This is a genomic window from Chitinophaga sp. LS1 (genome assembly GCF_034274695.1).
In the GTDB taxonomy this organism is placed as follows: domain Bacteria; phylum Bacteroidota; class Bacteroidia; order Chitinophagales; family Chitinophagaceae; genus Chitinophaga.
The window spans coordinates 7,288,843-7,304,919 of sequence record NZ_CP128362.1; the positions used below are offsets into that span (position 1 = coordinate 7,288,843).

Genomic DNA, 16,077 nt, shown 5'->3' on the forward strand with positions numbered 1-16,077 from the left:
ATCAGTTATCTTTTTCCAGTGTATAGATATATGCGTTCAGTTCACAACCCGGTACGAAGGTGAGGTTCAGTTGCCGCACGCCCACCGTGGTGATGTAATTGAAGGGAGTGGCAACAGCAGATCCCCCCTGAGGGGTGAACGTGATTCTGAATGGATATGCAGGATCATCCAGGACGTAGGTGCCATTTGCATTCACGAGAAAAGGCACCCTGTTTACGATGGTATAGTTGCCTGTGGAATCAAATTTCACCCTGAATTGTGTGAAGTCAAACGCGTTGGTGATGTCAGTTCCATTCCTTGTAGCCTTCAGGATCTTCCAGCTACCGGAAATATTTTTGGGAGCTTCGCCTACCGGAGAGATCTCTTCTGTCTTGCAGGAAAAGAGCAGCAGGCAAAGGAGTGATGGAATTATATAGCGGTTCATAACATGCAGTGATTAAGGATTAGTAGCCGGGATTTTGGACCAGTTCAGAAGATTTACCTGTTTCAGATAAAGGGAAAGGCCACAGGTACATTGCTGCGCGGAAGTTGTGTTTAGTTACATTGAATGGTTTGTAACTCACAGTTCCGTTATTCCTGTCTACTTCCATACCTGCTGATTGAATATTTTCTGTTTGCGGGGCAATCTTCCATCTTCTTACATCCCAGAAGCGATGCCCTTCATATGCCAGTTCTATACGTCTTTCATTTTGAATATAGGTTCTCATTTCAGACTGAGAAAGACCGGTAGGAAGCTGATAAGGATCTAAGCCTGCACGTTCACGGATCGCTTCTACAGCAGCGTATACATTGCCGGTTGGTCCTTCGTATTCATTGGCAGCTTCTGCATAGTTGAGCAGCATTTCAGCATAGCGCATCAATGGTTGTACCCTGTCGGAACCATGGTTGATGGTCGCAGCAATGGCTTCGGGATCCAGCATCTTATTATTATAATAACCGGTGAGTGTACCCTGGTGAACGGCATCCTGACCAGTAGAAACACCATTATAGTTGCCTACATAAATATTCACAGGTGCGGAACCGTTTGTCTGACCATTGCTGGTACGTACGAGCAACACTGTCTGATCGTGGATGATGCTGTAATCCAGCCTGGGATCACGGTTCTTGTACGGATCATTCGGATCATAGCCGGAAGATGGGTCGGTAATGAGTTTGCCATTCTTCATAGGGAAGGCATCTACCAAACCCTGGTAAGGGAAAGAGCCGGTACCATTGCTACCCCTGGATGGTGGCAGGAACATATTTTCAAAGTCACTGTTACCAGTGGGGCGCATGAGTTGAAAAATGTATTCTGTGTTTACACGTTGAGGGAACAGGCCCTGGAAGCCATATCCGGGAGAGCTGGTCTGGTAATCGTTCTTAGTATTCAGGGTATAGGTGCCTAAAGTAATGACTGCCTGTGCAGCTTCTTCTGCCAGTTTCCAGCGGTTGTTATCAGCAGTTGGATAACCTACCAATGATGGATCAACACTCACACCACCACCGGGACCTGCATCGGCAGGTAAGGTGGTGCCATTAAATAAAGGGCTGGCAGCGTACAGCAGCACCCTTGCTTTGAGGGCCAGGCAAGCACCTTTGGAGGCACGTCCATAGTTAAGGCCGGTTTGTGTGACAGGTAAAATATTGCCGGCAGCATCTAATTCAGAGAGGATGTAATTGACACACTCTTCGTAGGTGCTCCTTTTTGCCACAATAGGCTTATCATAAGATAGCAAAGTATCGCCTACCAAAGGTACACCCGCATAGTGCTGTACGAGAATGGCGTAAAACCAGGCTCGCAGGAAGTGGGCTTCCGCAATCATCTGTGTTTTATAGGCCTGCCTTAAGGGGGCATTGTCTATATTCTTTAACAGCACATTGACAGCACGGATTTGAGAATAGCAGGTTTTGTAAGGCTCTTCGCCAATGATACCTGAGTTGACAGTGCCGGTGGCAAACTGGGTAGCAGGTGTGGAGAATGCGTGTGAAGGCTCAGCTTCATCACAGGCAGCTTCTAAACCACCGCATACGATGTAGTTGTAGGAAAAGCGGCTAAGGCTCGCACTCAGTCCTACGTTGGAGTAAATGTTGGCAAGAAATCCCACGGTTCTGGAACTATCGCCAAATACACTTTTTTCATCCAGGTTCGTGGTAGTGGTTGCTGTCAGGAATCCTTCCTTTCGGCAGGAAGAATAGATGAGAGCTGCTGCCATTAGTATAAAAACGGGAATACAGCGTTTTATCATAAATGGGCGTGATTTATTTGTATCAGAATATTAACGTGGTATAGTTTGTAAGGTTCAACATCTTAAATAGTTAAACCGATTTAGCACAATAAAAACGTGAAATCTTTCTTCCCCCCTTGTTCCTAATCCTGTTCTGGTTGATTGTTTGTCAGAGCACTAAAATACGATTGTTAAACCGGTTTAGCAAATTAAAAATGCTATTTTTTCCTTTGAAAATAATTATGAAAGAACAATGCCTGGTACTGGATGGAATTTGACCAATACTCCCATGTATGCCCACCCGGCCTCACGGTATAATCATGTGGAATATTCCGTTCCAGCAGTTTCTCATGGAGCTTTTCATTACAATTATGGAAAAAGTCTTCCGCGCCACAATCGATGGTCAGGTCCAATAAGTTGGGAATAAGCAGGTGCACCATATTAATCACGCTGTTTTTCTCCCAACGCTCCGGGTACTCGCTATACTTACCTAACAATTTTTCCAGGTCCCAGTTGAGTGGAAATGGACGCAGGTCCACTCCCCCACTCATGCTTCCTGCCGCACCAAAAGTATTGGGGTGGCGAAAAGCCAGGAACAGTGCGCCATGTCCTCCCATACTCAGACCGGTAATAGCCCGGCCTGAACGATTGGGAATAGTAGAATAGTGCTGGTCCATCCAGTTGACCAGCTCTGTTCCTACATAGGTTTCGTATTTGGAATCCTTCTTTATTTCACTGTCAAAGTACCAGCTGCCAAAGTCACCATCCGGACACACAATGATCATATGATATAGGTCTGTGAGCACGGCCAGCTCCGGATCCTTTTTAATCCAGTCGCCAAAGTTACCGCTATACCCATGCAACAGATACAATACAGGAAAATGGCGGCTGCTGTTATAATCAGCAGGTGTGATCACCACCGCCTTTATTTCCTTTTGCATAGACGAACTATAGGTTGTAATAGTATCTACTTTGGCCGCCAGCAGGCGCACCGAACTCAGTACAAAAAGTAATGATAAGATGTATCTCATAAGTCGGCTTATCTGGCTGCAACAATGGCTACTTTGTGCAACTGAGGTTTATTGATTTCATAAATTTTATTGATCAGCACATCCTGCTCCTGCTGCCATACATCGCGTAATGCTTTGTAACGGGAGCGGGTGTAGTTGTCACGGTTACCGGCTACAAAGATGTTGCCCGCAGCAAATACATTCACTGAATCCATCGCGGCATTGCTATCTTTGAAGAGCATGCCTTTTCCTTTCAGGAAGTCGTAGTTCATCCACGCATACATTCTTGTTCTTCTTTCGATGTCCCAGCGTTCTTCGTTCATTTCACGGATCTGAATAGCCTGCTGGTATTCAGGCGTACGGGTGTTTTCTGCGAGATTGATACCGGCATTGAGTTCGCTGGCATCGTAGGTACCTACATTTTCACCATCCATGAGCAGGTTGTATTTACCGGCTTTCAGACCGCTCACCTGTAGTATTTCCTGATTGAATTCTTTGTCGAAAGGCACTACTTTCAATGCATCAGATTGTTTGTGCAGCTGGCCCCAGCCACGAGGAATGGTATCCAATGGATAAGGCAGTGACTGCGCCAGGTAACCAAAGCTCACACCATTGGCAGTTGTAGCTACACCACTTATCTGGCAATTGGTTTGTTGTTTTACCTGTTTTGTGCCGGCATCTACATGGATTACAGCTACAGGTTTGTTGTCCAGGCCCTGCGCTTTCAGGAACAGGTAAGCCATGACCATATGCCCGTCATTGTCAGGATGAATACGGTCACTGGGTGTCAGGCTAAAGGTAGAATCCTTTTGTTGTCCGCGTTGATTGATCGCCATCATCGGATGGTAAAAGTCAACGAACGGCCAGTTGTTCTTTTTGGCTGCCTGTTCCTGGAAAGCTACAATTTCAGTAAGGGCTTCGGTTTTATTAGGAAATCGATTTTTATCATTGAACTTAGCGGTGTAGTCATAAGGAGAACCACCGATGAGGATCTTTTTGATATCAGATCTTTGTTTCAATTTCTCTTCAATCTTTCCATAGTAATTGTAAGAATTAGCTATACGCTTTTGCATAGTATCCTTTCCATCAGCACGGTACCATTCGAAATAGCCTGAATCGTTCATGCCCCAGGTCAGGGTGAGCACGGTGGGTTTCTTCGATAATACATCATCGTCAAAACGTTCGTATATCTGCTGTGCCACATCGCCACCAATTCCGGCATTGACACAGGTAATGCGTCGCTCCGGGAAATGCGTCATGTAATACAACCAAATGTAGGAATGGTAATGTCCGCCATCTGTGATACTATTGCCAACGAAGACAACGCGGTCTCCTTTCTGGAAAGGTGCAGCTTGTTGTTGTGCTTTTGCCGTTACTGCGCCGGCAGCCATGAACAGAATCAGTAATTTCTTTCGCATGTGAAATTTAGTTATTTAGTGATACCCCATTGCTCATTGGGAGATGGGCCCATTACAAGTTCCAGTACGCCCCCTTTTACAATATCCTTGTAGTCGATGTGACATTGATTGAAAGGCTTACCATTCAGACGGGCGCTCTGTATATAAATATTCTCTGGTGAATTGTGAGTGGCTTTGATGGTGAAGTTGCCGATGACAGCTTTGTCAAATACAGGACTGGTGATCTCCTGACGGGTATCGCCGGGGCATACAGGGTGAATACCGATAGCGGCCAGTACATACCAGGCGGACATCTGTCCTACATCTTCATTACCTACCAGCCCTTCTACCCCATCGTGGTAAGCACGGCGGCAGATAGCGCGGGTCCATTTCTGGGTGAGCCATGGTTTATTCAATCTGTTGAAGAGGAAAGGTACATGATGCACAGGTTCGTTGGCGTGGTTGTAATAGTCATTCCACATCATATTCTCAGGTGTTTTCTCAAAGAATGATTCGAGGTCTTTTACGACTTTGACTCTGCCCCCCATGAGTGCGACCATGCCATCTACATCCTGTGGTACAAACCATCCCTGTTGATAAGGGTTGGCTTCGATGGCACCATACCATTGTTTTAATCTGCCTTCTTCAGGCCAGGGTAACCAGTTACCCTCCTTATCTTTGGGTCTGAACCATCCTTTTTCTTTGTCAAAGATGTTTTTGTAAGCACCACCATCGGCTGAATATTTTTCACCTAACCAATTCGCCAGCTGGCCTACACACCAATCAGTATAGGCATATTCCAATGTATAGGAAATGCTGAGATCACCGGGGGTATAACCCAGTTGACTATTACCAAAACGTTGCTGAGAGTTTACAGATAACTGGTAAGCATCTTTGACATTGTAATTGCGAATACCTTTTGCATAGGCATCAGTGATGACAGATATGGCAGGATTACCCAGCATACAACCGGAGTAAGCATTCAGTAGTTCCCAGCGTTCGAGATAGTCTTTGTTTTTCTCTTTTGCCAGGGTAACGAGAGAATTGATCAGGTCATTGATGAGAGATGGATTGATGATCGTCTGCAAAGGCATCTGACTTCGGAATACATCCCATCCGCTGAAAACAGAGCGTTTGTGAAAGGTGTTGCCAGTGTGCACCTTGCCATCACCGCCTGTATATTTACCATCTACATCTTCTACAATACGGGGATCGATCATGGTATGATAGAGGGAGGTGTAGAATACTTTCTTTTCTTCGGTAGTACCACCGGATACTTTAATTTTAGAAAGGGCTTTGTCCCAACTGGCATGTGCACGATTTTTTACGCCATCAAAATTCCAGTTGGTGATTTCATGACGGAGGTTATTTTCAGCGCCTGCCATACTTACAAAAGAGATACCTGCTTTCATGAGGACCTGTTCCCCTGCTTTGGTATCGAATTCGGTATAGAAGCCGAGGTGTTTACCTTCTTTTTCTTTTATTTTTGGAAAGACCTGGGATTTGGCTACCTGTTGCAGATAACGATCGCTGGTTACATCTTCCAGTTTCCGGGTCCAGCTATCGGGGATATCGGCGCTCCAAACACCATAATTGCGGAGTGGCTTGCTGAAGACAGCGTAGAAATACACAGTATAATCAGCATGGCCTTCGCCATCGCCCCAGCCACCACCTTCAGGAGTGCATTGCATCCAGCCGGTGATTGTGCTGTCGTTTACAACTTTAATATATTGTTTGGTAGCCGTACCTCCTACCCTACGGGCCAGATCGATCTGAATACGGGATTGGTTACCGGCGGGGAAAGTAAAGCGGAGCATACCACTATGTGGGGCTGCGGTCATCTCTGCCTGGATCTGGTTGTTGAGTTTTACTGAATAAAACCCCGCAGCAGCATTTTCAGTTGATTTGATATAATCATTACGGTAACCGTCTTTGCTGGTCTTTAAAGGTCCCAGAGTGGGCATTACGAGGAAATTACCGAGGTCTCCGTTCCAACCGATCCCACTCATCTGGGTAAAAGCAAACCCTTCGATGCTGGTATGCTCATAACTATAACCGGAACCGTTATCTCCACCTGTTATGGTATTGGGGCTAACCTGTACCATGCCATAAGGAGTGGTAGCGCCGGGGAAGGTCTTTCCCAGGCCATGATAAATACCTGCCGCACCCACGCTGGTACTGGCCCCGATAAATGGATTGACATAGTCAGCAGGCGTTTGAGCCATGGTCCTGCCGGCGATTAAAGAAAATATAAGTACGTGCCTGAGTTGCATCATTGTGGATTTATTGAAAGTGTACGAATAGCAAAACGAGGTAAATCTACTATTACCTGCTTATTGTTCATAATTGCTTTCGTTTTTCCGTTTGCTTTTGTTTTCCCATTTATTTTTACCAATGTGGCTCCTCCTATTTTCCTCTTTTCACCATTTAGTTCCAGCAGCGTAGCCCCTCCTATTTCCCTACTGAAACTCAGCCGTGCCTGACTCGCTTTAGTAGATGGATTATATAGCCTTACGATCAGGCGCCCATCTTTCCAGGTCATGGAGGTTACCTGTACAGGGGAGCCTTCCAGTGTGAAGATTGAGTTTTGATTGATCATTGGCTCATTCCATTGCATATTTTCAGCAGGAATATTGCCCTGTTCCCAATTACCTTTGTGTGGTACTATGGCGTAATGCACGGTGGTGGGACCATCTATGGTATAGTTCCGGCCCCATAACCCCATACCTGAATATTGAATATCAAGACCCAGAGGGAAATTACGGCCATGCGTATAGCTGGTAGTATGGTCTGTGAATAATGCCATACCATATTTACCATCAGTAATGTCTACCCAGTTCAGGATGATATTATTTTTAATGCTATCCCAGCTATTGAAGAAGGTATTTTCCAGCTGGCTTTCGGTTACATCGTATGGTGCATCTTTGGCTACATGCACGTTTTTTAAAGTAGATGGGAAAACGACCAGTAGTTTATTGCTGTCATTGTAGAAAGGCTTTTCCCGCATCTCCCATTTGTATTCTCCTTTTACGGGTTGGCCGATTCCGGTGTTTTCCTTCCAGTCCATATTTAAGACGAAATCAATCTTTGGATCACCGGATGTTAGTGTGATGGTTTGAGTAAAAGGGGTACCTGCAATCAGGCCTTTCATTTGCAAACCGTCTGGTAATTGGGTGACCCTAACAGGAGATTCCATGGAAGAATGACGGCCTCCTTTTTCATAGAAGTTGCCACGTAATTCATTGAAGCCATTTACAGCAAAAGACTTATTTATTTTTTTAGCTAACAATTCGGTAATCACTCCACCATGTACAGTATCTATGTTGATACGGTACATGTCATTCTCCAGCTGGTAACCGTTTTTGATAAGGGTGATGTGTGCATAGTCTTGTCTGGCAAAGGCCACGTCTACCAGACTATCACATATATGGTGTGTTTGTGTCGTCCAGTTACGTACCTTATCCGCCCAGGTATCGCCGGGTTGTCCATTATAAGGAACGATCCAGCAGTCATGATGTTCTGCCAGTAATAAGGTACGCCATGCCGTATCAAATGCCGCTTGTGGCCATTGCATTTTTCCTTCCCACACAGCCACGGCTAAAAGTTTTTCTGTTTGCAGGATCTTATTTTCAGCTGCACGCACCTGTTGTGCAATCCTTTGTGTTACCTGTGATCCCCATACGAGATTGACTAAGATATCTTCCTGCGATACTTTCCATTTGGTAGCGCTGTCTTTATTGACTACATGCTCAAAGTAATTACGCCAGGTGGTATAGTTCGCATTATTCCCGATAAAAGGACCACCCTTCCAACCTGCATCCTGCAAGGTCATACCAATAGGATGTAGTATACCATCATTATATGCACTATGCAGATAACCCGGACCATTATTCCAGGCAATGGTCTGCCAGGTAGATTGATTAGAAAGAGCTTCTATTGCATACCGGGGAGAAGTGAGGATCGTACTACCATCCGGCCCTGTCCAGTATACCTTTTCTCCGCCATGTGCACGGGTATAGCCGCCGAAACAGGTATTCGGATTCTTTAAAGAAGCATATTTAAACCCAAAGGAGGTGAGGATCTGTGGTAATGCACTGGTAAAGCAAGGTTCTTCGGATGAATAGGTAGTAAATTCAGCATTTGGGAAATACCTTTTGAGTGTTTGTATCCCATACTGAAACTGCCTGATAATGCTTTCTCCGGAAACATTGTATAAATATCCCTGCGCATAAGTTGGATTGACATATTCAATCCGTCCTGCGTCGAAGAACTTTCTGAAGTCATTAAATGCCGGAGAATCAACCTGAATAGCGCGTGGCCACGTTTCCGGTTCAATTTCAATATTAATATTCCAGTCAGGATGGGCGGCCAGCTGATCGGCCATAAACCGGGTATTCCAGTCAGGATAATGCCCCCATACGCCACCATGGTACCCATCGATATACCAGGCCTTCTGTGCAGAAGCAGATCCACATATAACCCATGCTAGTAATAGGAATAAGGTACTTTTCATAAACGTGAAATTCGCTAAACTGATTTAGCAAATAAAGAATAAAAGAAATTATCCAGCAATAGCATTAACATATTATTTTTATTATAATACCTATTAAACTATTTATTATATATTTGTAAAATTCACCTAAACCGGTTTAGCAAATATTTTTTATTCTCAATCACAATCCATAATCTTTGCGGAAACATTTTACCACTTATGAAATCAATTGCATTGTTGCTATTATTCCATGTTACTGGTACAATACTCTATGGTCAGCAACTTACCTGGAAAATTAGTCCGCAAGCCGACACAAAGGCGCATGCAGCGGACATTGCCACAGCAGGATTCAACGACAACGACTGGGTGCCCGGCATCGTTCCCGGCACCGTATTCTATGCCTATGTGAAAGCCGGAAAAGAGTCGGATCCCGATTATGCAGAAAACATTTACAAGGTGGACAAGGCAAAATATAACCGTCCTTTCTGGTACAGGACTGAGTTTGCCGCGCCCAGCCTGAAAAACAATCAGCGCTTATGGCTGAAATTCAATGGTATTAATAAGTACGCGACCATTTACCTGAATGGTAAATTGCTTGGCTCTTTACATGGCCACATGCAAAGGGGTATTTATGATGTCACAGATCTATTAAAAAGCAAAAATGCCATCGGGGTATTGATCGCGCCTCCCAAATGGGATCCTGATCACGATCATCCTTTGGCCAACTGGGAAAGCCCTACCTATATTTGTAGTGGCAGCTGGGACTGGATGCCGGCGGTGCCAGGGCTGAACAGCGGTATTACTGATACGGTGGCACTCACCGTCAGCGGACCAGTTACTATCTCTGATCCCTGGGTACGCGCGGTAATGCCGGATACCAATTCGGCTACCCTGCACATTGCCGCTCAGCTGACAAACTCCTCCCCTGTTGCAATCAGCGGTAAACTGAAGGCTGTGATCACACCAGGCAATATCACCATCAGTTCTACGCCTGTTACTTTAGCACCCGGCACCCATCAGGAAATTTCGTTGCCACAACAGCTGCTACAACATCCTCATCTCTGGTGGCCCAATGGTTATGGTGATCAGTTTCTCTATTCCTGCAAACTCTCTTTTGAAACAGCTACCACGGTTACACAAAACTTTGGTGTGCGGAAAGTGAGCAGCGATACTACGGCTTTGAATGGCCCCATGCGTCTATACATCAATAATGTACCTATTCTTGTAAAAGGTGGCAACTGGGGGATGTCTGACTATATGCTGAAGGTAAGAGACAAGGACTACGAACCACGCATCCGTATGCACCAGGACATGCACTTCAACATGATCCGTAACTGGACAGGCGAAGTTACCGACAATGCCTTCTATGAATACTGCGACAAATACGGTATTATGGTATGGGATGACTTCTGGCTGAATAATATCGGGGGGATTGATAGTCTGCAGATGTTTTCAGACAACGTAGTTGAAAAACTCAAAAAACTCCGGAACCATCCTTCCATCGTCATCTGGTGTGGTGCAAACGAAGGTACACCCGGTAGCAATGCGCATGGTGATATCAGCAATGCCATCACCACTGCCATCAAACAATATGATGCAGATGATAAACTCTACCTGCCCCGTTCTAATGCAAGTGTAGACAATCCAAACTTCTCCATTCATGGTAGCAGCAAAGTGCTCTCTGGTAGCGGCATCTGGGCGAATGTAGCTCCTAAGGTTTATTTCACTGATCCACACAATGGTTATCTTTTCTCCAACAACAGCTGGGGGATGCGGAGTGAATTAGGTACAGCCACTTTTGTCAACGTGGAGAGCTTTAAAAAGTTTATGCCGAAAGAGTTCTGGGTAGCACCTACACCAGAAGCGGTAAATAGCAAGGATAATATGTGGGCCAGGCATTTCTTCTGCACAGACTTTGGCCTTGGTGGTGGGGCTGATCCGGTAAAATATATCAACGATATCAATCAGCAGTATGGACCTTCTCAATCTTTGGAAGACTTTTGTAAGAAAGCTCAATTGCTGAATCTTGAAACCATGAAGGCGATGTTCGAAGGCTGGAATGACCATATGTGGAAGGATGCATCTGGTATGCTCATCTGGATGAGTCAGTCTGCATATCCAACTATGATATGGCAAACATACGATTATTACTATGATCTGACAGGTGCATACTTTGGTGCTAAGTCTGCTTGTGAGCCAATACATGTACAATGGAACCCGGCAAGTAAAATCGTGAAGGTGATCAATAATAAGAACTATCCTTTGCAGGAGGTAACCGTAGAAGCCAGTATTTATAATACGGATGGCAAACAAATCGCTACTAAAAAAGCGACTGTAAAGGTAGCGCCAACGAATATCAGTGATGTATTCACCACTATGGAAGATACTACCGGCTTATCTTTCCTGCGGCTGAAATTATATGACCATGGAAAGTTATTGTCTGCGAATGAGTATATGGTAGGTGATTATACCTTATTAAATAAACTACCTTCTTCAAGTGTTATAATAACTAAAAAAGGTAATCACACTTATACCATTAAGAATAACTCAACCCATACACCTGCTGTAGGTATCCGTCTCCAGCTAAAAGATAGTAAAGGTAACCAGATACTGCCAGCGATTATCAGTGATTCTTACTTCTCCTTAATGCAGGGTGAAGAAAAAGAGATAAAGACAGATGTAGATGGGCAATTAGTAGCTACGGCTTATAACTAAAAAAAGCAGGATGTATCAAAAATAAATGAACCTCCTTAGAACTGCATAAATGGATACCTGGATTCATCAGGTGCCCGAATTAAAAGAGCGTGTATCTTACTTTTGATACACGCTCCTTTTTTTCCCGAATTGGTATTTAAAAAACTTCAAACTTAGTCCCGTTCCATTTATACAGGTGATCTGATACCGTATAATTGCCGGTAGCATAACTCTCTGTTGCATACTTCCTCAATGTATCGATCCCTGCTTTGTTATTACTCCCGGTGATAAAGATCAGGTCCCGGTTCGGAATCGCCACCACATAATCCCCACGGCTGGGTGCTTGGTTTTCAACGCCTCCAGATACGCATGCGCAAACTCGTCCTGACTCATCACATGACTTTTGGAGTTACAGGAAATAATCACTGATGCCAGCAGCATTATTACATTTAAACGCATATGGTGTATTCTATTTATTCTAAATTCCAGTTTTCCAATCTGAAGACATCCAGGGATTGCCAATATTTATCCTTATAAACGTCCCATTCTATTTCCATTTTATTCTCATATTTATTGCTGATGGCATCGGCAGCCCTTGCCATTGCACGGAATTCACGGCTAACAAAGTAAATACTCCGGCTGTTACCTGCCGTTTCGCGACCAATATCCAGGAAATCATTGTCAGGTATCAGGGCTCTCACTTCCTCTTCTATTTCATCCATGAAAGTCAGGGTCTCATTGTCTGGCAGCCCATCACTCCCATTATATTTCATAATAAATTCCAGTATCCACGGATAAGAGGAAGGATGGGCGTATTGCATGGCACCTGTATTGATCACCAGCAACATGGGCATACCGTTATTATCCTCTCCTGATAACAGGGTATAATTGTCTTTGGCTTTATCATAAATGACCCCATCGTATTTTTCTACAAACTCCTTTTCCCGCCAGTCGATATATGCTTTCAATTTATGAATGGGGATGAGTTCCTTCTCCGTGTCATCTTTTCCGGCTACTTCCACCGAGTCAATGACTGTGACGGACTTCAGCTCTCCCAGATAATTGTCCAAAAAGATGTATATGCCCATGAATATCTGCTCTCTATCCTCCGGAGTATACTGATCATGCACTACTGTTATACTAATCTTATCAGGATAAGCAGGATCTTCATTGGCATAAAAAAACAGGGAATTAAAGTCAAAGCTGAAACCGCCCATACCAATAGACTGGGTTTCAGTAAGGGATGCCGGTTTGGATGCGATGAACGTCCACCCCGGGATAGCGGGTGCCGATGCTACCAGGTCTTCTACAAACGGAATGTTTTTAATCTTACCATCTGCTGTAAAAATCAGTTCAGCAGTCCCTTTATTCATGCCCGCCAGGAAGAAATAACCGTCCCTGACTTTCGCCAGCCTGTTGGCCAGCGGGTTAATAAACTGTCCCTGAATATCTTCTTTTTCTTGTAGTACCTTAAAAAATTCCCGTTCGTGCTTTTTGAACCAACTCCAGAAATAGGCATTCGGACTGGGTTGCTTTAGAAAATCAAATAGTCCCATGGGGTCACGAATCTTTTAATTCAGGCGAAAGTTACTGTTTTGTCTTCAAAGTAACTACAGCGACAGTGAGCCAGCGTGAAACAGATAAAATTCTTAGCTTTGCAACGCATTAAAACATCGTGCCGAAAGGAGAACATACTGCATCGTTTTAATTATAACTGATACAAAGATGAAGATTGCATACATTACCTATGCGGGGGACATTAAATATTCCGGTGCCAATGGGTTTAATGAAAACAGTGACTTATTACCCTACTTACAAAATAAAGGCCTTGATATTGAAGCCACTATATGGGATGACCCTACGGTAGACTGGACAAAATATGATGTAGCTTTATTAAAAACGCCCTGGGATTACCACCAGAAAATAGATGCATTCAAGGCATGGCTGGATAAGATCGAATCATTGAATATCCGCCTCCTGAATGACTATAAGGTGGTTCGCTGGAACCTGGATAAGCATTACCTGAAAGAGATCATTGCGGATGGTTTTGATGTGATTCCTTCCGCATTTTTAGCGCAGGGCTGGCAGGGAGATCTATACCCTTTATTCGAAGCGTTAAAAACTGACGCCATCATCATCAAACCCTGCGTAAGCGGTGGTTCTAAAAATACTATTGTGGTGCACAAAGATGAAGCGGCGGACTGCTATGACAAGGTGGTAGCTTTACTGACGGATGGTGATTACATTGTACAACCATTGATGAATGAAGTTCAGAATGGAGAATGGTCCTATACCTTCTTCAATGTTCAGTACAGCCATACTATTCTGAAAAAACCAAAAGCAGGCGACTTCAGGGTACAACAGATCTATGGCGGATCAATCGATCCCCTCTACCCTTCCGAAGAGGAAATCGCCCATGCAGCGACTTATGTAGCGCAATATGCCAGGGATTGTCTGTATGCCCGTGTAGATGGATTGATGGTCAACGGTCATTTTGTGTTGATGGAACTGGAACTGATAGAGCCTTACCTGTATCTCTCCTATGGAGAAAATGCTGTTGAAAAGTACTACCAGGCTATTTTAGCACAGATAAACTAAGTCCAGCATGATTAGCAGACTTTCATAAATATTGGATTTTCAAATAATTACAGTAAATTCGCCCCCTAAGAATCCCAAATTACCATTTCCGAACTATTTACGCCATAACCTCCATCCACATGAAAAGACCACAGCTTTTACAAAAAAGGCATGTTATGCTATTCCTTATTCTGACTGCCAGTTATTCCTGTAAAAAAGAAATCATTGTCCAGACATTCTCGCAGGTCGCAGCAGCAAACAACTTCTACCGGTTCTGGTTTGACACCGCCCAAAACCAACTCTACCTGAATGACACGATCAATATGACCATCAGTGGAAATACGATCACAGGCAGAATCCCTTATTATTCCAATCTAAGTAATTTAATTCCATCATTCGAGAGCGAGGGGGCCACCGTCACAGTCAATGACAGCCTGCAAACCAGCGGCGTTACTCCACAGAACTTTAAAAAGCCCCTCACCTACACAATCACCAGTACTGACGGTGCTAAATCAAACTACACCGTCAACCTGGTTAACTTTACAGGATTACCTGTCATCAAAATTCAAACCGAAGCAGCTATCACCTCTAAAGATACTTATGTCAAAGGTTCGGTCACTATCGACGGTGCTGGCCAATACGCCGATCTTGGAGAAGCAAAAATGCAGATAAAGGGCCATGGCGGCACCACCTGGGGCAATCCAAAAAATCCCTACAAGATCAAATTCGACAGCAAGACTTCTGTACTCGGTGAACCTAAAGCAAAAGACTGGCTCCTGATCGCTAACTATTTTGACAAGACCATGCTACGCAATGCAACTGCCTATTACATGGGTCAATTGAGTAACCAGGACTGGACACCCCACGGCCACTTTGCAGAAGTATTCCTGAACGAAGTGTACATCGGCACCTATCAGGTCATGGAAAAGATCGAAGCAGGTACCAACCGGGTTAACGTAGGTGACAATGGTTATGTATTGGAAATAGACCAGCTGAACAGACTGGCGGCAGATGATATCTACTTCCAGACAATGGGCATGACCTGCACTATCAAAGATCCGGTTGTCACACCAGGCGATGCGAAATATAATTACATCCATCAGTTTGTGTACATGGCCGAAGTAGCACTCTACAGCCCTAACTTCACGGATTCTGTAGAAGGATACAACAAATACCTGGATGTAAACAGCTTTGTTGACTGGTACCTGGTAAATGAAATTACAAAGAACAATGATGCCATTTTTTATTCCAGTTGTTACATGAACCTGAAACCTGGTGGTAAATTAAAGATGGGACCTATCTGGGATTTCGACATTTCTCTTGGGAATGTATATTATAATAATAACCAGGACTACACTGGTTTCTGGATAAAGAATGCCATCTGGATCTCCCGGCTCTTTGAAGACCCCGCATTCGTAGACAAAGTAAAAGAGCGGTGGCTCTATTTTAAAGCAAAGGAAAATGATATTCTGGCCTTTATTAATAAGAATGCTACCGATCTGAAATGGTCCGTGATTGAGAACAACAACAAGTATAATACACTATACAATTACACCTTTCCGAACTATGCTATCTGGGGCTCGTACGATAATGAGGTGATTTACATGAAGACATGGCTACATAACAGAATGGCATGGCTGGATCAGGCTATTGCAGGCTTAGGTGCTTCGCCAAATTAAAATTTCCACAATTAAAAATGGTCT

At 44.2% G+C, this 16,077-nt stretch carries 10 protein-coding genes; 3 read left to right on the forward strand and 7 right to left on the reverse strand.

What is annotated here, in order from left to right:
- Window position 1: 1 nt before the first annotated feature.
- The 6 genes from QQL36_RS29825 to QQL36_RS29850 form a co-directional block, all read right to left on the reverse strand.
- Entirely contained in the window at window positions 2-424 is a 423-nt protein-coding gene (locus QQL36_RS29825) for a DUF5004 domain-containing protein (RefSeq protein ID WP_321567792.1), read from the reverse strand.
- 19 nt (window positions 425-443) lie between these two features.
- Window positions 444-2,225, reverse strand: a complete 1,782-nt coding sequence (locus tag QQL36_RS29830; RefSeq protein ID WP_321567793.1) for a RagB/SusD family nutrient uptake outer membrane protein — start codon at window positions 2,223-2,225, stop codon at window positions 444-446.
- 197 nt (window positions 2,226-2,422) lie between these two features.
- On the reverse strand, window positions 2,423-3,235 hold the full coding sequence (locus QQL36_RS29835) for an alpha/beta hydrolase family protein (RefSeq protein ID WP_321567794.1): 813 nt from the start codon (window positions 3,233-3,235) through the stop codon (window positions 2,423-2,425).
- 8 nt (window positions 3,236-3,243) lie between these two features.
- Window positions 3,244-4,632, reverse strand: coding sequence for an SGNH/GDSL hydrolase family protein (locus tag QQL36_RS29840; protein ID WP_220388735.1), 1,389 nt, complete (start codon window positions 4,630-4,632; stop codon window positions 3,244-3,246).
- An 11-nt stretch (window positions 4,633-4,643) separates the two neighbouring features.
- On the reverse strand, window positions 4,644-6,887 hold the full coding sequence (locus QQL36_RS29845; RefSeq protein ID WP_321567795.1) for a GH92 family glycosyl hydrolase: 2,244 nt from the start codon (window positions 6,885-6,887) through the stop codon (window positions 4,644-4,646).
- Entirely contained in the window at window positions 6,884-9,124 is a 2,241-nt protein-coding gene (locus QQL36_RS29850; protein WP_321567796.1) for a glycoside hydrolase family 38 C-terminal domain-containing protein, read from the reverse strand. Before QQL36_RS29850 ends, QQL36_RS29845 begins: the two co-directional genes overlap by 4 nt.
- Window positions 9,125-9,322: 198 nt before the next feature.
- On the opposite strand from QQL36_RS29850, the gene QQL36_RS29855 reads away from it, so the two are divergent.
- Complete coding sequence (locus QQL36_RS29855; RefSeq protein ID WP_321567797.1) at window positions 9,323-11,818, forward strand: glycoside hydrolase family 2 protein; 2,496 nt, start codon at window positions 9,323-9,325, stop codon at window positions 11,816-11,818.
- A gap of 452 nt (window positions 11,819-12,270) precedes the next feature.
- On the opposite strand, the gene QQL36_RS29860 is transcribed toward QQL36_RS29855, so the two are convergent.
- Window positions 12,271-13,353 carry a DUF695 domain-containing protein gene (locus QQL36_RS29860; protein ID WP_321567798.1) on the reverse strand — a complete coding sequence of 361 codons (1,083 nt, stop codon included), beginning with the start codon at window positions 13,351-13,353 and terminating at the stop codon, window positions 12,271-12,273.
- Between the two features lie 169 nt (window positions 13,354-13,522).
- Here QQL36_RS29860 and QQL36_RS29865 point away from each other — a divergent pair, with 169 nt between their 5' ends.
- Window positions 13,523-14,395, forward strand: a complete 873-nt coding sequence (locus QQL36_RS29865; RefSeq protein WP_321567799.1) for a hypothetical protein — start codon at window positions 13,523-13,525, stop codon at window positions 14,393-14,395.
- 155 nt (window positions 14,396-14,550) lie between these two features.
- A complete protein-coding gene (locus QQL36_RS29870; protein WP_321567800.1) occupies window positions 14,551-16,053 on the forward strand; it encodes a CotH kinase family protein in 1,503 nt (500 codons plus the stop codon).
- The last annotated feature ends 24 nt before the right edge of the window (window positions 16,054-16,077 follow it).

What these genes read in the sequence shown, in the direction of transcription:
- QQL36_RS29860 (WP_321567798.1), bottom strand. Translation starts at nt 13,353, where the DNA reads ATGGGACTATTTGATTTTCTAAAGCAACCCAGTCCGAATGCCTATTTC.
- QQL36_RS29845 (WP_321567795.1), bottom strand. Translation starts at nt 6,887, where the DNA reads ATGATGCAACTCAGGCACGTACTTATATTTTCTTTAATCGCCGGCAGG.
- QQL36_RS29835 (WP_321567794.1), bottom strand. Translation starts at nt 3,235, where the DNA reads ATGAGATACATCTTATCATTACTTTTTGTACTGAGTTCGGTGCGCCTG.
- QQL36_RS29830 (WP_321567793.1), bottom strand. Translation starts at nt 2,225, where the DNA reads ATGATAAAACGCTGTATTCCCGTTTTTATACTAATGGCAGCAGCTCTC.
- QQL36_RS29870 (WP_321567800.1), top strand. Translation starts at nt 14,551, where the DNA reads ATGCTATTCCTTATTCTGACTGCCAGTTATTCCTGTAAAAAAGAAATC.
- QQL36_RS29825 (WP_321567792.1), bottom strand. Translation starts at nt 424, where the DNA reads ATGAACCGCTATATAATTCCATCACTCCTTTGCCTGCTGCTCTTTTCC.
- QQL36_RS29840 (WP_220388735.1), bottom strand. Translation starts at nt 4,632, where the DNA reads ATGCGAAAGAAATTACTGATTCTGTTCATGGCTGCCGGCGCAGTAACG.
- QQL36_RS29850 (WP_321567796.1), bottom strand. Translation starts at nt 9,124, where the DNA reads ATGAAAAGTACCTTATTCCTATTACTAGCATGGGTTATATGTGGATCT.
- QQL36_RS29865 (WP_321567799.1), top strand. Translation starts at nt 13,523, where the DNA reads ATGAAGATTGCATACATTACCTATGCGGGGGACATTAAATATTCCGGT.
- QQL36_RS29855 (WP_321567797.1), top strand. Translation starts at nt 9,323, where the DNA reads ATGAAATCAATTGCATTGTTGCTATTATTCCATGTTACTGGTACAATA.